The sequence below is a fragment of the Streptomyces sp. BL1 genome (assembly GCF_057628045.1).
The window spans coordinates 2,378,418-2,396,833 of sequence record NZ_JBXYWZ010000002.1; the positions used below are offsets into that span (position 1 = coordinate 2,378,418).

Genomic DNA, 18,416 nt, shown 5'->3' on the forward strand with positions numbered 1-18,416 from the left:
ACATCCGGGCATGAACCATTTAGGCTCCGGGCACGTCCTCCTCAACAGAGCGGAAGACGTGAAAGACAACCGAAGACGGACAACCGCACAACAGCCACCGACATCGTGAAGACCACTCGACCCAAGTAATACGGCTCATTCGCCGCCACCCGGCAACGTCCGGCCGCCTCGCAGAAAAATTTCTGAGGAAACGCCGAGAGCGGGAACGTTTTCGGCCTGGTTGGATGTTGACCCTGGTACGACAGCTCGTCGAGCTAGAGAAGAGGCGACGTGACTACTGTTCTGACCCCCGCGACCCCGCTGACGGCCGCCGATCGCTGCGACCGCTGCAACGCCCAGGCGTACCTGCGCGTCGTTCTGCTCAGCGGCGGAGAGCTGCTGTTCTGCGCCCACCACGGCCGTAAGTTCGAGCCGGAGCTCAAGAAGATCGCCGCGGAGATACAGGACGAGACGGAGAAGCTGACCGCCTCTCCGGCTGCAGCCGAGGAAGAACGCTGAGTGAGCCAGTGAGCCGCTGACCTGAAGCGGTGCGGAGATCCGACGAGCTCGGACCGGCATCAGGTGCCGGGCCAAAGGCGGCCATCCCCTTGCGGGATGGCCGCCTTCGCTCGTCCCTCACTCGTCCTGAATTCGCCCTTGCGGGCCGGTGCCCAGCGGTCGGCCCGTTCAGCCCGCGCTGTGGGCGCGCACCAGTCCGGCAACCGCGGAGACGCGCGTATAGACCCCCGGACGACCGGCCTCGCCGCATCCGGTACCCCACGAGACGAGACCCACGAGACGGCCGCGCGCGATCAACGGACCGCCGCTGTCGCCCTGGCAGGCGTCCTTGCCGCCGCCCGACACTCCCGCGCACACCATTGTGCTGCGCGCGAACTTCCCGTCTGCGTTGCCCGGATAGGCACGTTCACACTCCGCGTCCTTCTGCATGCGCACAGTGGCCGCGCGCAGGCTGGACGCGTAACTCCCGTTGCCCGACGTGTCTCCCCAGCCGAACACCCGCGCCTTCGTACCCGCCCGGTATCCGGAGTGACCGCGCTCTGCCATGCCCACAACGGCCTGGCGGGGCAGCTTCTTCGCGAGCGTGAGGACGGCCACATCCCCCTCGTTCGTCTGGCTGTTGTACTTGGGGTTGACCCACATCTTCGTCACCGCCACCTCGCGGCCCGCGCGTCCGTCGAGGTCGCCCCGGCCTGTGACGATCCGCAGATCGCTGACCTTCTTGTGGTCGACTCCCAGCACCTCGTTGCTCAGACAGTGCGCGGCGGTGGCGACCGTACGCGTGCCGACGACCGCACCTCCGCAGAACTGTCCGGAGCGCGCCGAGCCGAATCTGTCCCGGCTCGAGAGCGCGACAACCCAGGGGTGGCTCGCCGCCGATACGGCGTGACCACCCACGATCCGCTTGTCGCGGGCACCTGCCTGCGGCGCGAGCAGCGCCGCCAGCAGCGCCCCGAGCAACAGCGGTACAAGGACGCGGAGAGCACGAAGAGAACGCATACAGCCTCCTGACCGTACGGGACTTCGGGAACACCCAGCGTCATCTCCGTACGGCGTGTCCGCATCCGCAGTCGATCACACGGCTCACGGCGCCGCCGGCACGCGCCTCGCACGCAGAGGCCGGCGCCCCCGTGCGGGGACGCCGGCCTCTGCGTACTTCTGTGCCGTACTGCCGTACTGTGCGGCGCTGTTGCTCAGTCGAGGTAGTCGCGCAGCACCTGGGAACGGGACGGGTGGCGCAGCTTCGACATCGTCTTGGACTCGATCTGACGGATCCGCTCACGGGTGACGCCGTAGACCTTGCCGATCTCGTCGAGGGTCTTCGGCTGGCCGTCGGTGAGGCCGAAGCGCATCGAGACCACGCCCGCCTCACGCTCGCTGAGCGTGTCGAGGACGGAGTGCAGCTGCTCCTGGAGCAGGGTGAAGCTGACCGCGTCGGCCGGGACGACCGCCTCGGAGTCCTCGATGAGGTCACCGAATTCGCTGTCCCCGTCCTCGCCGAGCGGGGTGTGCAGCGAGATGGGCTCGCGGCCGTACTTCTGGACCTCGACGACCTTCTCCGGGGTCATGTCGAGCTCCTTGGCCAGCTCCTCCGGGGTGGGCTCGCGGCCCAGGTCCTGGAGCATCTGACGCTGCACACGCGCGAGCTTGTTGATGACCTCGACCATGTGCACCGGGATACGGATGGTGCGGGCCTGGTCGGCCATCGCGCGGGTGATGGCCTGACGGATCCACCACGTCGCGTACGTCGAGAACTTGTAGCCCTTGGTGTAGTCGAACTTCTCGACCGCGCGGATCAGACCGAGGTTGCCCTCCTGGATCAGGTCCAGGAAGAGCATGCCGCGGCCGGTGTAGCGCTTGGCGAGCGAGACCACGAGACGGAGGTTGGCCTCCAGCAGGTGGTTCTTCGCGCGCCGGCCGTCCTCGGCGATGATCTCCAGCTCGCGCTGCAGCTTCGGTGCGAGCTTCTCCTCGGTGGCCAGCTTGTCCTCGGAGAACAGGCCGGCCTCGATGCGCTTGGCGAGCTCGACCTCCTGTTCCGCGTTGAGCAGTGGGACCTTGCCGATCTGCTTGAGGTAGTCCTTGACCGGGTCGGCGGTGGCGCCCGCGGCGGCGACCTGCTGGGCCGGCGCGTCGTCCTCGTCGTCGTCGGAGAGGACGAAGCCCTCTTCCTTGGCCTCGGCCGTCGGGCCGTCCTCGGCACCCGGCTTGTTGGTGGCCGGCTTCGCCGGGATCTCCTCGATGAGTTCTTCCTCTTCGAGGATCTCCTCGACGACCGACTTCTTGGCCGCGGTCTTCTTCGCGGGTGCGGCGGCCGCGGTCTTCTTCGCGGCTGCCTTCTTTGCCGGCGCCTTCTTGGCGGCGGTGTTCTTCGCCGCCGCGCTCTCGGCGGCCGACTCGTCGGACTCGTCCATGTCTGCGGCCTCGGGGGTCACCATCGGGGGCGTCTCGGGCGGGGCAGCCGCGGCGGCGCCCGCCGGGGCGGTCCTCTTGGTGGCAGTGGGGTTCTTCGCCGTGGCGCTCTTGGCAGCGACCGTCTTGGTGGCGGTGCGCTTGGCCGGCGTCTTCGCCGCGACGCTCTTCCGGGTGCGCTTGGGCGCCTCCGCGGCACTCACCATCAGCGTCACACCCTCCTCGTCGAGGATCTGGTTGAGGCTGCGCAGAACGTTCTTCCACTGGGTTGGCGGAATCTGGTCAGCCTCGAAGGCCCGACGCACATCGTCGCCGGCAATCTGCCCCTCAGCCTTTCCCCGCTCAATGAGCGCCATCACAGATTCGGACTCGGCGATCTCGGCAGGGAGCGTACGGGATGTGCTGGCCGACACGAACAACCTCTCGGAACGATGGATATGGACCGCCGGAGGGGATGACCGGCGGCGCGGGCTGAGCACTGGAGGGATACAAACGACTGCCTTACATGAGCGCCATGCGCGGCTTCCGTATTCCCTCCTCGGCTGTCACCTCTTGAGTCATCGCACGGGGACGGGAAGCGTTACGCCCCATCCGCGTGGTCCGAGTCACACCGTGTACCCGGGTGTATGCGTCGAGAACCGGACGAATCCCCTTGAGGGGTACGGAGCTTCGGGACTTCCGGGGTGCGGCACTGTCCAACGCGTCGGACGGGCAACGGATACGGCCGCGCCGCCGGGTCGGCGGTGCGGCCGTATCCGCTGTCGGCGACGGCGCTGACACGGGAGTTGACCGGTGGGTGCCGCGGGGAACCGGAGTCCCCGGGCTCAGTGCTCCCGGGGCGGCGGGACCACGTGCTCCCCGCCGCCGGGGGCCGTGCCCGCGGGCCGGGCCTCCCGGGGCTCCCGGCGCTCCTCCTCGGTGTGCGGCGCGAGCAGCTGCCGGACGGCGGCCTCGGCGGCGACGGCTTCACCCGCGGAGAGCGCCTCGACGACCCGGCGGTGGTGGCCGAGCGAGACATCGGTGGGGCGTTCGCATCCGCTGGCCGGGCCGCCGGAGACCTGGAGCGCAGCGGAAACGATTCCCGCCAGGTGCTCCAGCATGCGGTTGCCCGCGGCCTGCAGGAGCAGCCCGTGGAATTCGGCGTCCGCGCGGGAGAACGTGAGGCTGTCGCCCTGGGACAGCGAGTGGGTCATGATCTCCACCATGTCGCCGAGGCGCTGCGACACCTCGTCACGGCTGCGCTCGGCGGCCAGCCGGGCGGCCAGCGGCTCGATGGCACTGCGCAGTTCGCACAGTTCGCGGCGCTGGTCCTCGCGCTGCGGGCCGAAGGCGCGCCACTCGATGATGTCGGGGTCGAGCAGATTCCAGTCGCTGACCGGACGGATCCTGGTGCCCACGTTGGGGCGGGCGCTGACCAGGCCCTTGGCCTCGAGGACGCGGAGGGACTCACGGACGACGGTGCGGGAGACCTCGAAGCGCTGTCCGATCTCCTCGGGGACGAGCGGGCGGTCGGCGCCCAGATCGCCGGAGACGATCATCTGGCCGAGCTGCTGGACCAGTTGGCCGTGCAGCCCGCGCCCGCGGCTGCCGGCTGCACGCCGGCCCACGCGGTTCATTTCGGCCTCGGAGCCTTCCCAGGCGGGGGCGTTGGTGGTCGTGCGTGCCGCGCCGGAGGACTCGGCATACGCGTAGCGGTCGAGCTCGCTCGGGCCGGGGAGGCCGGCTTCGGCCGAGCGAGCCGTGGTCATCATGGAGTGCGCAAGGGTAGTCACGCCCTCCTTTGTCGGCGGGGCCCGGAGCGGCCTTGAGGGCTTTGGTGAAAAGCACACGAAAGGGTGATCACTGGCTTCCGCGCGATTGACGCCTTATCGGAAAGAAACCGTTCGCCGCGTGTCATCTTCCGGCCACCCGCGGGCTGTTGCTGTTCCGCTGCTGACCTGCGCGGTCCATTCCCCGGCCACGGCGCGGGCCACGGAGGGGAGTCGGGGCCGTCAGACCTCGGGGCGCAGCATCGGCGGGTTCAGCAGGGTGGCCCCTCCGGCACTGAACAGCTGTGCGGGGCGTCCTCCCTGACGGGTGGTCGTCCCTCCCGTGGGCACCAGGAAGCCGGGGGTGCCGGTGACCTTCCGGTGGAAGTTCCGCGGATCGAGGGCGACTCCCCACACCGCTTCGTAGACCCTGCGCAGCTCGCCGACCGTGAACTCCGGCGGGCAGAACGCCGTGGCGAGCGAGGAATACTCGATCTTCGATCTGGCGCGCTCCACTCCGTCGGCGAGGATCTGGTCGTGGTCGAAGGCGAGCGGGGCGGCGAGTTCACCTTCGCGGGCCGCGCCGTCGCCGTTCCCGAGGAGCGTCTCGACGGGGGCCCAGCGCGCACTGTGTGCGTCACCGCCGGCCGTGGGCGCGGGCAGGCCCGGGGCCAGAGCGAGGTGCGCCACGCTGACCACCCGCATCCGCGGGTCGCGCTGCGGATCGCCGTAGGTGGCGAGTTGTTCGAGATGGGCACAGGGGTTCCGGCCCGCCGGTGCGTCGGTGCGCAGCCCGGTCTCCTCGGAGAGCTCGCGCGCCGCGGCGGTCGTGAGGTCCTCGTCGGCCCGGACGAAGCCGCCGGGCAGCGCCCACCGTCCCTGGAAGGGCGACTCGCCCCGGCGCACGGCGAGGGCGCACAGCGCATGCCTGCGCACGGTGAGCACGACCAGGTCGACGGTGACGGCGAAGGGCGGGAAGGCCGACGGATCGTAGGGCATGGCGCGATCATAGTCGTCTCCTTGACGATAAACAGTCCGTACGCCGGGACGTTCCCGGCCGGATCAGCCGAGGAGCTGCAGGCCGTCGGCGGCCTCCTCCGCCAGTGCCATGCCGAGTCTGCTGACCCGTACGGAGAAGGGGGCGCCGGCGACGCTGAGCCCTGTCATCCGGACCGCCCCCACCGGGGCCGTCGCCATCGGACGGAGCGTCACCGTGCCTGCGGGGGCGTCCGGATGGACACCGGCGAGGGTCGTGAGGAGCCGCACCGCTCCGGCCGCCGCCACGGCGGACGGGCGGCACGCCGCGGGATGGGGCAGCGGGGCGCTGCCCTCGGTCCGCTGCTCGGCCGCGTACATCTCCGGCAGCCGCCCGCCGAACGTCCCGGCCGCTTCGAGGACTCCGCCGAGCAGTGACCCGGCCTCCTTCTCGTATCCGGCAGCGGCCAGGCCGGCCACGGCCGTTGCCGTGTCGTGCACGTGCACCGCTCCCCCGCGATGGCCGAAGGGGTTGTACCGGGGCTCCTTGGCTCCGAGGCTGCGCAGGCCCCAGCCGGAGTCGAGGGCCGGCCCGCCGAGGAGCCGTGCGAGCTGGTCGGTCTGCGCCCCGTCGAGCAGCCCTTCGGCGGTGCGTCCGCCGCCGGCCAGCCCGGTGTCGAGCAGCTCTGCGGCCGCGGCACCCAGGTACGGGACGGTGCCGCCGTCGCGGGTGCGGAGCGCCGCGGGTCTGCCGCCGCTGCGGTCGCTGTGCCAGAACTCCGTTCGGAAGCGGCTCCGCAGCGCGGCCGCCCAGTCCCGCAACTCGTCTGCCGGGCCGCCTCCTTGGAGCTCGTCGAGCAGTCCGGCGCCGAGCAGCGCGGCCCGGTGGGCGTGTGCCTGTGTCTCGCAGCGGTACGGCCCGTCGGGGGCCGGGTCGGGCACATATCCGCCGCTGTCCGCGGAGCGGAGGAGCCAGCGCAGACAGCGTGCGGCGGTGGGCAGCAGCTGTTCGGTCTCGTCGTCGGAGAGGCCCCACCGCCATGCTTCCGCGAGCACCGCGGGGAAGAGCAGGGTGGCCTCGGTCCCGGTGCAACCGGGGCCGGTGTGCGGGCCGTTGTGCCGCAGCGGCCCGGGCAGCCGGCCTGCGTCCGGGCCCGGCCCGGTGAGCTGGCCGCGGGCCAGGGTGCGCAGCGTGCCGGCGGCCAGTCTGGTGCCGAGCGGGAGCAGGCCGCGCGCGGCGCGCAGCGACTCGGCGGGGGCGAAGGCGCAGCGCCAGGGGGCGCCCGCCGCGAGGTGCAGATCGGAGGGGTGCGCGGCATCGCGCTGGAGCAGGCCGGCGAGATCGTCGACGCTGGTGCGGAAGAGGCCGGCGAGGCGGGGGTCGTCTCCCTCGGCCGCGGGGGTGCCCCAGGGCAGAGGCGGCCGCTCGGCGCGCGGCTTCGGTCCGTACGCCGGGCCGGCGGCGCGGGGCGGGCCCTCGGCTGTCTCCGGGCGGGCCCGGTCCGGAGCGCCGGAGAACGCGGTGGTGAGCCGTACGGTGCGGGAGGCTCCCGGCTCCAACTCCCATTCCCAGCGCAGCAGTCCGGCGGAGGCCCAGGCCGTCCCGGGGGCCGGGTCCGTGGTGACGGTGGCCCGCAGGGAGCCGGCGGTCCAGCTCAGTCCCGCGCCGTGCACCGCGGCGGGAAGGGCGGTGGACTGCACGCCGGCGGCGACGGCGCCGAGTTCGGCGAGGTCCGTGCCGAGGGCGATCTCGACGGGGACCCGCACCTGTTGGGCTCCGGCGTTGAGTACGGTGATGCGCTCGGTGCCGGTCGCCGAGCGCAGCCGCTCCACGATGATCTCCGGGTCGGGTCCCGCGTCCGTTCCGGTGCGGGCCGCCGCGGTGAACCGTGCCTCGGCGGCGTTCACCACGCGCCCTTGCAGGGGGACCGGCTCCCTTCCCGCGAGGCGCAGCAGACAGCGCGCGACCACCCGGCGGCCGGCCGAGTAGAACCCGTCCAGTCCCTCGCCGGTGAGCTGGCCGTGCTCGGGCGAGATGACGAGTGCGGGAGCGGCGACACCGATGAGGGCGGCGTGTGCCGTCGGCGGTTCGACGGTGCCACGGGAGGAGGGCGGACGGTGAGGTGGCCGCCGGGGTGGGCCCGACGTGGACGGTGGCGGCTCCCGGCGGGGTGCCGCCGATGGCGAGGTGGGGGGCATGGGGTCCTCCTGTGCGGGACTGAAGTGCCGTACGGGGAAGAGATGTTGGGCAGAGCGGAGCGGAACCGGGCGGGGCCCGGCGGCGCGGGGCACTGCCCTTCATGGATGTGAACGGCCGTGGGGGGTGAGGGTCACGGCGCGTTCCGGTGCACCTCGCCGTTGCCTGCGGCCTTCCGTCCGGTGGTCCGGGCGTCCCTCTCCTCCCGCATGCAGCGGCGCAGCGGCTCCGGGTCCATGCCCTCGTTGCAGGCGCGGTGCAGGAGCTGGGCGAAGACATAGCGCGGGTCGGTGCGCAGGGCGCGGCCGAGAGCGACGCGCGCGGCGGGGCCGTCACCCCCGGACCACGCGACCCAGCCGGCCAGGGTGAGCGGGGCGGCGGCGTGTTCCGCGTAGGGGCCGACGCAGCGGCGGGCGAGCGCGCGCCACAACCGGCCGGCGGGGACCACGTCCTGACCCTCCATCCATTCCGCCGCCCGGTCGCGGGTCCGGCGGTCCTGCAGGCCGACGATCACGGTCGCCGCCTCGGAGTTGCCGAGCAGCCGGTCGTCCTCGGCGTCGGCGACCGCCCACATCGGGGACCGGGACGGTGTGCGGCGGAACCTCTCCAGCAGCTGCCCGGCGAGCTTCAGAGTCTCCTCACGGACCGCGGCCACTCCGCCTTCCTCCAGCATCCGGGGCACGAGGGCGGCGCCCGCCGTGTCGAGGGCCCTCTCCAGGGCCGGCGCCTTCGGAGGGCCGAAGGCCGTGAGCCTGGCCTCCATGTCGTACAGGGTGCCGGGCTTGCGGATCCCGGCGTAGGCGGCGGCAGCCGCCATCGCGGAGGTGCCCTCGGCGGCGAGGAGCCGGCCCTCCGGCGGACAGCAGCTCACGTCGGGGCAGCAGTACGACCAATACCTCCCGGCGGAGAGGCAGAGCGCCTCGAAGACGGGCATCTCGCGCCGGCCGCAGGCGAGCCGCAGCGCCTGGGCCAGCGGGCGGAGACGGCGCATCACGTCCGTGCCGCTCCCGCCGGAGGCAGGGTCCTGGCAGAGGAAGACGAGCGCGCCGTCCGGCTGTTCGCCACGGGCCCGCGCGCCGCCCTCCAGGCACGAGGCGACCTGGACGGCGACGGATTCCCACTCCTCCGGCTGGGCGGGAATGCCGATCCTGATCCGGCCGCCGAAGCGGCCGCGCTCGCCGTGCAGCGCCACCACCACGATGGAGTCGTCGGGATGGAAGCCGAGCAGATAGGGCAGCGCGTCGGCCAGCTCGGCCGGGCCGCGGAGTGTGATGCGCGGAGAGCCGTCTTCGGAGGTGCCGTCGGCTCCTGCGGCGGAGCTGCTGTGGGGTGCGGGGGAATCGCCGTGCCGGCGAGGTGACTGTGTCATGCCCTGACGGTGACCGGTGTCCCGGGTTCTCTGCCGAAAGTTGTCCACAGGGCGACCGATTAGTCGTATGAGCCGATCGACAAGGGGTTTTCCACAGGGCGATTCGCCGGTTCGTCCCGGCGTCCGGTTGCATGGGGGCATGACCGAGACAGAGCTGCGCCGCGACGCCGATGCCGTCCTCTCCCGCCTCGTCGGAGCCCCGGACGGGTCGGCCCGGCTGCGCACCGACCAGTGGCGCGCCATCGAGGCCCTGGTGGCGGAGCGCCGGCGGGCGCTGGTCGTGCAGCGCACCGGCTGGGGAAAGTCCGCCGTCTATTTCGTGGCGACGTCCCTGCTGCGGCAGCGCGGCAGCGGCCCCACCGTGATCATCTCGCCGCTGCTCGCCCTGATGCGCAACCAGGTGGAGGCCGCCGCCCGGGCCGGCATCCACGCGCGCACCATCAACTCCGCGAACGCCGAGGAGTGGGAGACCATCCAGGCGGAGGTCGCCGCGGGGGACGTGGACGTACTGCTGGTCAGCCCGGAGCGGCTCAACAACCCGGACTTCCGCGACCAGGTGCTGCCGAAGCTGGCCGCCACCACCGGCCTGCTCGTCGTCGACGAGGCGCACTGTGTCTCCGACTGGGGCCACGACTTCCGCCCCGACTACCGGCGACTGCGCACCATGCTCGCCGAACTGCCGCCCGGCGTGCCCGTGCTCGCCACGACGGCGACGGCCAACGCCCGGGTGACCGCCGACGTCGCGGAGCAGCTGGGCACCGGCGCCGGCTCCACGGGAGAGGACGGGCAGCCGTCCGGCGACGGGGAGGCGCTCGTGCTGCGCGGCCCCCTCGACCGGGAGAGCCTCAGTCTGGGCGTGCTGCGGCTGCCCGACGCGGCGCACCGGATGGCGTGGCTCGCCGACCATCTGGAGAAGCTGCCGGGTTCCGGGATCATCTACACCCTGACGGTCGCCGCCGCCGAGGAGGTGACGGCCTTTCTGCGCCGGCAGGGCCACGAAGTGGCCTCCTACACCGGGCGGACGGAGAACGCGGACCGCGAGGCGGCAGAGACGGCCCTGCTCGACAACCGCGTGAAGGCCCTGGTGGCCACCTCGGCGCTGGGCATGGGCTTCGACAAGCCGGATCTCGGCTTCGTCGTCCACCTCGGCTCCCCCTCCTCCCCCATCGCGTACTACCAACAGGTGGGCCGCGCGGGGCGCGGTGTGGAGCACGCCGAGGTGCTGCTGCTCCCGGGCCCGGAGGACGAGAAGATCTGGGAGTACTTCGCGTCGCTCGCCTTCCCGCGCGAGGAGCAGGTGCGGCGGGCGCTCGACGTGCTGGCCGGATCGGACCGCCCGCTGTCGCTGCCCGCGCTGGAGCCCCTGGTCGAACTCCGCCGCTCCCGGCTGGAGATGATGCTCAAGGTGCTCGACGTGGACGGCGCCGTGCGGCGCGTGAAGGGCGGCTGGACGGCGACGGGCCGGCCGTGGACGTACGACGCCGAGCGGTACGCCTGGGTGGCCCGGCAGCGCGAGGCCGAGCAGCAGGCCATGCGGGAGTACGTGGGCAGCGGCGACTGCCGGATGGAGTTCCTGCGCCGCCAACTGGACGACGAGGAGGCCCAGTCCTGCGGCCGCTGTGACAACTGCGCGGGGGCACGTTTCTCCGCCGATGTCTCCGGCCCGGCCCTGGACGCCGCCCGCGGCGAGCTCGGACGCCCCGGAGTGGAGGTGGAGCCGCGGCGGATGTGGCCCACGGGGCTGCCCTCCGTCGGGCTGGACCTCAAGGGCCGTATACCGGCAGGTGAGCAGGCCGCGCCGGGACGCGCGCTGGGCCGGCTCTCCGACATCGGCTGGGGCAACCGGCTGCGCCCGCTGCTCGCACCGCAGACAGCTGACGGCCCGGTGCCGGACGACGTACTCGACGCCGCCGTCACGGTGCTGGCCGACTGGGCGAAGGGGCCCGGCGGTTGGGCGTCCGGCGCACCGGACGCGCCCGCGCGGCCGGTGGGGGTCGTCACGGTCGATTCGCGGAGCCGCCCCCGGCTCGTGCGCTCCCTCGGGGAACGGCTCGCCGAGGTCGGCCGCATGCCGCTGCTCGGCACCGTCGCGTACGGCGAGGACGGTCCTCCCACGAGCCCGCCGCGCAGCAACAGCGCCCAGCGGCTGCGCATACTGCACGGTGCGCTGACGGTGCCCCCGCAGCTGTCCTCGGCGTTGGCGCAGGCCGGGGGCCCGGTGCTGCTCGTGGACGACAGCACGGAGACCGGCTGGACCCTCGCGGTGGCGGCCCGGCTGCTCCGACAGGCGGGCGCCGCGGGGGTGTTGCCGCTGGTTCTCGCCGTACAGGGCTAGCGAATCGGCATTGCCGTAGCGGGAGTGCGCCGGAGAGAATGAGGCCTGGTCAACGGACGAGGGGAGGAACGTGACCTTCGGCTTTGCTCCGCCCTCCACCGACTCGGCCGCCCGGCTGGGACGCACCCTCGCAACCGCTGAATGGTCGGCTGCGGGGATTCCGCTGCTGCGCGACCCGCGGGAGCTCGTGACGGGCCTGTGCGAGCGGCATCTGCCGCGCAGGTCCACGGCCGTGGTCGCGGTGCTCGGTCCGGACGAACGGCTCGTCGCCAGCGCGTCGTTCGCCCAGCGCGGCACCCGCCCGGACGGCTGGGAGTTCCGGAACGCGCTGCTGGAGCGGCTGCGCCGGATCGTGCCGCACGATCTGCGCCGGCGCTCTCCCGTACGGACTGCCGCGCTGCTCTACTGCCGCGACGGCGAGGCCCGCTGGACGGAGGTGGACGGCGCCTGGATGTGGGGGCTGCGGGACGCCTGCACCCTGCACGGCCTGCGCTGCGGTGCGTACATCGCGCTCACCGGCAGCGGCTGGCAAGTGATCGGCGAAGGGCGCGGAGGACGCTACCCCCGCGCCGCGCGCGGGACGGAGCCCGTCTCCGTGCCCGCCCCGTCACCCGCGGGCGACGAGACGGCGGAGGCACAGCCCCACGCCGCCGCGGCACCCTGAAGTACCGCTCCGCGACACGGCACTTCGGGGTGCCGCAGGCCGCGGAGCGGTGTGCGCCGGCTTCAGAGCAGAGCGCGCAGCCGCTGCGGGTCGCCGCAGACGATCAGCTGTGCGCTCGCCTTCTCCAGTGCCGCGGGCAGCGCCTGGGCCGCCTCGGCGTCGGTGCCGCCGTTCACGGCGAGCACGACGACGGGGCGCCGGGTGACCCGGCCGACGGCGGACGCGTGCGCGCAGAAGACGTCCTCGCCGTCGGCGAGTTGGCGCCAGTAGGCGTCCTCGCCGAAGGAGAGCTCGTGCTGCGCCCAGGGGTGCTCCTCGCCGGTGGTGAGCACCAGCACCTCACCGGGCTCACGGCCCTCGTCGAGGAGCTTGTCGACGGCGTCGTCGGCCGACTCCACGGCAGTCTCGTCGGTCGCGGTGACCAGCTGGATCTGCGCGGTGGGTGCGGCGGCCGGCGTGCGCCGTTCCGACGGGGTGCTGCCGTTGCGGACGGTGCCGGGACGGCCCGGAGCGGGTCCCTTGCTGTCCGCGCGCGGGGCGGGACGGGGCGAGGGCCGGGGGCCGGGAACGGCTGCTGCGGGGCGGGGGGCCTGCGGAGTTCGGGTGGTTCCCGCGGAGTTGCGGGGGCCCGGGACACTCTCGTGAATCTGTGGCTCCTCAGGGGTGAGAGGCATGGAGTGATGTCTATCAAACGCGGGTGCGGGGCGTGTCGGCGGGTTCGGCCCGTGGTCCGGCCGCCCCACCCGCGAGCTCTAATGGGGTCAGAAGAGGCCGATCTGCTCCGCCGGGTCGGTCCTGCTGCGCTTCAGGTGCCGCCATTCCGGCAGCGTGTCCATGAAGGCCCAGGAGGTCCGGTGGTGCGGTGTGGGCCCCCGCTCCTGCAGCGCCGCTCGGTGAACGGGAGAGGGATACCCGGCGTTGTCCTCGAAGGCGAACCCTTCGCACTCGGGGGCGAGTTCGGCCATCATCGCGTCCCTGCGCACCTTGGCGAGCACCGAGGCGGCCGCCACCGCCACGCAGGACTGGTCCCCCTTGATGACCGTACGCACCCGCCAGGGCGCGCCGAGATAGTCGTGCTTGCCGTCGAGGATCACCGCGTCGGGCCGCACGGGCAGGGCTTCGAGGGCCCGTACCGCCGCCTTCCGCAGCGAGGCCGTCATCCCCAGTTCGTCGATCTCTTCCGGGGAGGTGTGTCCGAGGGCGTATGCCGAGACCCAGCCGGTCAGTTGGTCCGCGAGCTCGGTCCGCCGTGCGGCGGTGAGCAGCTTGGAGTCCGTGAGACCTTCGGGGGCCCGGCGCAGTCCTGTGACGGCCGCGCACACCGTGACGGGCCCGGCCCACGCACCGCGGCCGACCTCGTCGACTCCCGCGACGATCTTCGCTCCAGTGGTGGCACGGAGCGAGCGCTCGACGCGGTGGGTTGGGGGCTCGTACGGCATGGCGACAGCAAGCGTAGCCGCTGTGGCGAGCGCGGACGGACACGGGGCTCTTCCCGGGCCGGAGACGGAGCGGTTCCCACCCCGGCGAGGCCCTCGTGCGCGGCCGCCGCTACTCGCTTCTCGACTCCAGGAGCGGCAGTACGACCTGGTCCACGACCTGCGCGATGTCGTTCTCGGCGAGCCCGCCGCCACTGACTTTGTGACGGTACATCATCATCGCGGGCAGTACGTCGGGCACGAGTTCGCCGGTCGCGTCGGGCCGGACCTGGCCGCGCTCGATGCCGCGCCGCACCACCTCGGCCATCAGCTCCTTCCCCGGCTTGATCACGCCGCCCATGATCAGCTCATGGAAGCGTTCCGCGTCGGGGCGGTCGCACTCGTCGAGGATCGCGCGCAGCGCGCATCCGGAGGGCGAGTACATGGCCGCCAGCATCCGGCGGCACAGCTCGATCAGGTCGTCCCGCAGGTCTCCGTGGTCGGGCGGCACCGACACATCGGGGAGGCCCGAGTACAGCGCGTCGGCGACGAGTTCGGCCTTGGACGGCCACCTCCGGTAGACGGCCGCCTTGCCGGTGCGGGCGCGAGCGGCGACGCCCTCCATCGTGAGGGCGGACCATCCGACGGTGCCCAGCTGTTCGAGAGCGGCGTCGAGGATCGCGTGCTTGAGCTCCGCGCCGCGGCGACGTGCGGTGGGGGGCCGCTGCGCACCGGACGCGGGAGGACTCGAAGGTGCCATGTTCATCTCCGTGTGCCTCGGGGGCGGGGACGTGAATGTGCTCCACGAGGAAGCTTCACCATAGCTCTAGTGAACGCTTGCGTTCACTAGATGAGGCTCACTACAGTGACGCCGACCAGTGAACGCCTCCGTTCACTGGGCCTCAAGTGGGGGGTCTCCGTGACCAGTTCAGCCACCTCTCCCTTAGCCCAGGAGCCGCCTGGGCAGGTTCCGGGCACGGCACGTCACGCGGGACGACGGGGAATCGCCCTCGCCGTGATCGCCGCCTGTCAGCTGATGGTGGTGCTCGACGCCACCATCGTGAACATCGCGCTGCCGCACATCCAGTCGGCGCTCGACTTCTCCACCACGGGCCTTTCCTGGGTGGTCACTTCGTACACACTGACCTTCGGCGGGCTCCTGCTGCTCGGCGGGCGCGCCGGGGACATCCTGGGGCGCCGCCGGGTCTTCATGGCCGGTGTCCTGCTGTTCATCCTGGCGTCGCTGCTGGGCGGATTCGCCCAGGAGCCCTGGCAGTTGCTCTCCGCCCGTGCCCTGCAGGGGGCCGGCGGCGCGATCGCCTCTCCGACAGCTCTCGCACTCATCGCGACCACCTTCCCCGAAGGACCGGAACGCAACCGGGCGTTCGGGGTGTTCGCCGCGGTGTCCGCCGGCGGGGCCGCCATCGGGCTGCTCGCCGGCGGGATGCTCACCGAATGGCTCGACTGGCGCTGGGTCCTCTTCGTCAACGTGCCGATCGGCATCGCGATCGTCCTGCTGGCCCCGCTGTTCATCTCCGAGTCCGCCCGGCATCCGGGACGCTTCGACCTGCCCGGCGCACTGACGTCGACGGCAGGCATGATCTCCCTGGTCTACGGCTTCATCCGGGCCGCCTCTGAGGGCTGGCGCGATCCGTTGACGCTGGGAGCGTTCGGAGCCGCCGTGGTGCTGCTCCTGCTCTTCCTGTGGATCGAGACGCGCGCCCCCTCGCCCATCACCCCGCTGAAGATGTTCTCCGACCGGAACCGGTCCGCCACGTACGTAATCATGCTGAGCATCGCCGCGGCCATGTTCGGGATGTTCTTCTTCATCGTGCTCTTCGTGCAGAACGTGCTGCACTACACGCCGATCCAGGCGGGCCTCGCCTTCCTGCCCGTCTCCGTGGTGATCGCGCTGGGCGCCGGGCTGGCGCAGCGCTTCCTGCCGGTGCTGGGCCCGAAGCCGTTCGTGGTCACGGGTTCCGCCGTGGCCGCGGTGGGCCTGGGGTGGCTGGCGCTCATCGAACCGGACAGCAGCTACGTGGGCAGCATTCTGGGACCGATGCTGATCTTCGGCTTCGGCATGGGGCTCAACTTCGTGACGCTCACCCTGACCGCCGTCTCCGGCGTGGAACAGCACGATGCCGGCGCGGCGACGGGACTGCTCAACGCCACACAGCAGGTGGGCGGTTCGCTGGGTCTCTCCATCCTGGTGACCGTCTTCGGCACCGCCAGCAGGGGCGAGGCCGAGCGGCAGATACCCGACTTCATGGCGCAGGCCTCGCCGGCGCAGAAGGCCGAGTTCGCCAAGACCCACGAGCTGCCCGGCCACTGGGGCGGCTCGGTGCTGGCCGAAGGGATGTCCACGGCGTTCCTGGCCGCGACGGCCCTGGTCGTCCTGGCGCTCGTCGTCGCGGTCGTGGTCATCCGGGTGCGCAAGAGCGACCTGGAGGCCCTGGCCGGCACCGGCGGCGGGGCACCCGGCGCGGCGGCCTGACGGTTTCCGGCGCCGGGCTATCCGGCGCCGGGCTCCGGCAGCCAGTCCGGCAGCGCCTCGGTGTGCTGCTCCCACTCCTCGGGCGGCGCCACACCGTCGGTTCCGCCGGAGGCGACGACGCCGCAGGCGATCGCGCAGGTCGTGTCGATGTCGCCGCCGGCCTGCGCGGTCGTCCAGAACGCGGCGGCGAAGTCACCGGGGTGCCGGGCCGCAGCCCACAGGGCGAACGGCACGGTGTCGTGCGCGCTCGTGCGCCGTCCGCAGCCCAGGACGGCGGCCACCGTTCCGACGTCCGCGTAGTCGAGCATGTCGCGTGCTCTGCGCACGCCGGCCTGGACCGCGCTGCGCGGTACGGCGTCGAGCACCTGCTTGAGCAACTCGGCGCCGTCCAGGGGCTCCTGCCCGGCGTGCCCGGCGACGACCGCGGCCGCTGCCGCCACAGCGCGTGCCCCGGCGACGGCCTCACGGTGCTGGTGGGTGACGTACGCCGACAGTTCGGCCTGTTCCGCGGCGCGTGCGGGGTCGCCGGCGCACCAGGCGCCGAGCGGGGCGACGCGCATCGCGGCGCCGTTGCCCCACGATCCCGCCCCGTCGAACAGTGCGGCGGACAGCTCCCGCCAGTCGGCTCCCGCCTGGCGGATCTGCCGCAGCAGGAAGTTCACCGCACGCCCGTATCCGCGTGCGGTGTCGTGGTGGGCGGCGAAGGAGGCCGCCAGTTCGTCCTGGCGGATCTCGCCGTTCGCGTCCAGGACGGCCACGATCGAGCAGGCCATCTCGGTGTCGTCCGTCCACTGCCACGTTCCGGGCGGCACTCCGCGCGCCTTCAGCAGTGCGTAGTTGTCGGGCAGGAAGAACTGCGAGCCGAGCGCGTCGCCCACTGCCAGCCCGCGCAGGGCGGCGACGGCTCGGGCGGTCCGCCGGTCTCGTCCGGGATGTTCAGCGGTCATGGTGCGACGACTCTATCCGCACACCCCGTAAGGGCGCGGTGTGCACCATTGCTCGAACGGACGGTCCAGCCGGTACCTGCCGTCCTCACCGAGTTCGAGAAAGCGCGTTTCCCCGTTGCCCGGGTTGGAGAGCGACTCGAACTCGGCAACAGTCCAGTGCAGCCACCGCATGCAGAACAGACGCATGGTCAGACCGTGTGTCACCAACAGCACATTGGGCGGATGGTCCGGGGACTCGAAACTGCGCCACAGGCTCTCCAGGAACGCACCCACCCTGTCGTACACGTCGGCACCGGACTCGCCCTGTGCGAAACGGTAGAAGAAGTGCCCGTACGCGTCCCGGTAGGCCTTCTGCTTCTTCACGTCGTCCCGGTCCTGCCAGTTGCCCCAGTCCTGCTCGCGCAGCCGGGGCTCCTCCCGTACGCGCATCAGTACGGGGTCCAGGCCGAAGGCCGCGAGGGTCTCGTGTGTCCGCCGGTACGGGGACACGTACGCCGACACGCGCTCCTTGCCGAGCACGTTCCGCAGCCGCTCCCCCGTGGCCTCGGCCTGCCGCAGACCGCGCGGGGTGAGAGCGAGTGCGTGGTCGGGGACCCGCTCGTAGATGGTGTCGTCGTAGTTGCCCTCCGACTCTCCGTGCCTGACCAGGATGATGCGACGGGGACGTGCCATGCGGCCACTGTAGATTCACCCGCGGATCACACGGTCCAGGAGGGCTCCAGGTCGATCACGTCGCCGGCTATCGCGGTCACGTCGGCCTCCGTGTGCGCGCGCAGGGCGAGCCGCTCGATGCGTTCCGTACGGTACTTGCCGTGTTCGGCACCCGAGTCCCACATGGACAGCACGAGGAACTCGTCGTCCGTGCCGGCCTGTGCGAAGACTCCGCGCAGCATGCCCGGCGATCCGGCCATCGCCGGGTTCCACACCTTCTCCTGCATGTGGGTGTAGTGGTCCACCCGGTCGTTGCGGACCCTGCAATGCGCGACGCGCAGCAGATCCGCGTCCGTGAAGACAGGCCGGAAGCCGGTCTTCACGTCGAAGCGGTACTCGAAGAGGCGCACCCGCATGTCCTTGTAGCTGCCGGCCTGTGCCGCGTGCAGCCGGTCGTGCGAGCGGGCCATGAAGGAGTCGTAGAAGGCGCGGCTCTCCCAGAAGGCGAAGAGGTGCGCCACGCCTGTGCGCGCACGGCTCCATCCGCCGCCCTGCCCCCGGAATCCGGGTTCGCCGGGCAGCCCCGCCCATCTCCGCTGTCCCCGTTCGAACCCGCGTCGGTCGACGACGGTGCAGCGCATCCACTTGACCAGCACCGCGCCATGGTACGGCCATTCCGGTGACAGGCTGTACACGCACCGCGTACACCTT

Annotated in this window: 16 protein-coding genes; 4 read left to right on the forward strand and 12 right to left on the reverse strand. The window is 72.0% G+C overall.

The features are described from left to right. The first annotated feature begins 270 nt into the window (after positions 1 to 270). The gene (locus AC3AGO_RS10520; RefSeq protein ID WP_487819889.1) at positions 271 to 498 is read left to right on the forward strand and encodes a DUF7455 domain-containing protein; all 228 of its coding nucleotides are present in this window, start codon (positions 271 to 273) and stop codon (positions 496 to 498) included. 168 nt (positions 499 to 666) lie between these two features. Here the strand turns inward: AC3AGO_RS10520 and AC3AGO_RS10525 are convergent, their stop codons facing one another. The 6 genes from AC3AGO_RS10525 to AC3AGO_RS10550 form a co-directional block, all read right to left on the reverse strand. Then, positions 667 to 1,497, reverse strand: coding sequence for a S1 family serine peptidase (locus AC3AGO_RS10525; protein WP_487819890.1), 831 nt, complete (start codon positions 1,495 to 1,497; stop codon positions 667 to 669). A gap of 194 nt (positions 1,498 to 1,691) precedes the next feature. Beyond that, entirely contained in the window at positions 1,692 to 3,329 is a 1,638-nt protein-coding gene (locus tag AC3AGO_RS10530; protein ID WP_487819891.1) for an RNA polymerase sigma factor, read from the reverse strand. Between the two features lie 405 nt (positions 3,330 to 3,734). Further along, positions 3,735 to 4,658 (reverse strand): FadR/GntR family transcriptional regulator, encoded by a 924-nt coding sequence (locus AC3AGO_RS10535; RefSeq protein ID WP_487824608.1) that lies wholly within the window; start codon positions 4,656 to 4,658, stop codon positions 3,735 to 3,737. Positions 4,659 to 4,901: 243 nt separating this feature from the next. Beyond that, complete coding sequence (locus AC3AGO_RS10540) at positions 4,902 to 5,657, reverse strand: NUDIX hydrolase (protein ID WP_487819892.1); 756 nt, start codon at positions 5,655 to 5,657, stop codon at positions 4,902 to 4,904. A gap of 63 nt (positions 5,658 to 5,720) precedes the next feature. Then, on the reverse strand, positions 5,721 to 7,832 hold the full coding sequence (locus tag AC3AGO_RS10545) for a glycogen debranching N-terminal domain-containing protein (protein ID WP_487819893.1): 2,112 nt from the start codon (positions 7,830 to 7,832) through the stop codon (positions 5,721 to 5,723). Positions 7,833 to 7,963: 131 nt separating this feature from the next. Next, positions 7,964 to 9,199 (reverse strand): DUF4192 domain-containing protein, encoded by a 1,236-nt coding sequence (locus AC3AGO_RS10550; protein ID WP_487819894.1) that lies wholly within the window; start codon positions 9,197 to 9,199, stop codon positions 7,964 to 7,966. A 139-nt stretch (positions 9,200 to 9,338) separates the two neighbouring features. On the opposite strand from AC3AGO_RS10550, the gene AC3AGO_RS10555 reads away from it, so the two are divergent. Continuing rightward, complete coding sequence (locus tag AC3AGO_RS10555; protein ID WP_487819895.1) at positions 9,339 to 11,534, forward strand: RecQ family ATP-dependent DNA helicase; 2,196 nt, start codon at positions 9,339 to 9,341, stop codon at positions 11,532 to 11,534. Positions 11,535 to 11,604: 70 nt separating this feature from the next. Further along, the gene (locus tag AC3AGO_RS10560; protein ID WP_487819896.1) at positions 11,605 to 12,198 is read left to right on the forward strand and encodes a hypothetical protein; all 594 of its coding nucleotides are present in this window, start codon (positions 11,605 to 11,607) and stop codon (positions 12,196 to 12,198) included. Between the two features lie 62 nt (positions 12,199 to 12,260). Here AC3AGO_RS10560 and AC3AGO_RS10565 read toward each other — a convergent pair whose 3' ends face one another. The 3 genes from AC3AGO_RS10565 to AC3AGO_RS10575 all read right to left on the reverse strand — a co-directional run bounded on the left by AC3AGO_RS10565 (position 12,261) and on the right by AC3AGO_RS10575 (position 14,373). Next, positions 12,261 to 12,872 (reverse strand): hypothetical protein, encoded by a 612-nt coding sequence (locus tag AC3AGO_RS10565; protein ID WP_487819897.1) that lies wholly within the window; start codon positions 12,870 to 12,872, stop codon positions 12,261 to 12,263. 87 nt (positions 12,873 to 12,959) lie between these two features. Beyond that, positions 12,960 to 13,637, reverse strand: coding sequence for a ribonuclease HII (gene rnhB / locus AC3AGO_RS10570; RefSeq protein ID WP_487819898.1), 678 nt, complete (start codon positions 13,635 to 13,637; stop codon positions 12,960 to 12,962). Between the two features lie 109 nt (positions 13,638 to 13,746). Then, positions 13,747 to 14,373: a TetR/AcrR family transcriptional regulator gene (locus AC3AGO_RS10575; RefSeq protein WP_487819899.1), complete on the reverse strand. Its 627-nt coding sequence runs from the start codon at positions 14,371 to 14,373 to the stop codon at positions 13,747 to 13,749. 159 nt (positions 14,374 to 14,532) lie between these two features. Between AC3AGO_RS10575 and AC3AGO_RS10580 the strand changes: the two genes are divergently transcribed. Continuing rightward, positions 14,533 to 16,107: an MFS transporter gene (locus AC3AGO_RS10580; protein WP_487819900.1), complete on the forward strand. Its 1,575-nt coding sequence runs from the start codon at positions 14,533 to 14,535 to the stop codon at positions 16,105 to 16,107. Positions 16,108 to 16,124: 17 nt separating this feature from the next. Here the strand turns inward: AC3AGO_RS10580 and AC3AGO_RS10585 are convergent, their stop codons facing one another. The 3 genes from AC3AGO_RS10585 to AC3AGO_RS10595 are packed head-to-tail and all read right to left on the reverse strand — an operon-like array spanning position 16,125 to position 18,361. Further along, entirely contained in the window at positions 16,125 to 17,054 is a 930-nt protein-coding gene (locus tag AC3AGO_RS10585; protein WP_487819901.1) for an ADP-ribosylglycohydrolase family protein, read from the reverse strand. A 12-nt stretch (positions 17,055 to 17,066) separates the two neighbouring features. After that, on the reverse strand, positions 17,067 to 17,726 hold the full coding sequence (locus AC3AGO_RS10590; protein WP_487819902.1) for a histidine phosphatase family protein: 660 nt from the start codon (positions 17,724 to 17,726) through the stop codon (positions 17,067 to 17,069). Positions 17,727 to 17,752: 26 nt separating this feature from the next. Next, entirely contained in the window at positions 17,753 to 18,361 is a 609-nt protein-coding gene (locus AC3AGO_RS10595) for a YdbC family protein (RefSeq protein ID WP_487819903.1), read from the reverse strand. Positions 18,362 to 18,416: the final 55 nt, after the last annotated feature.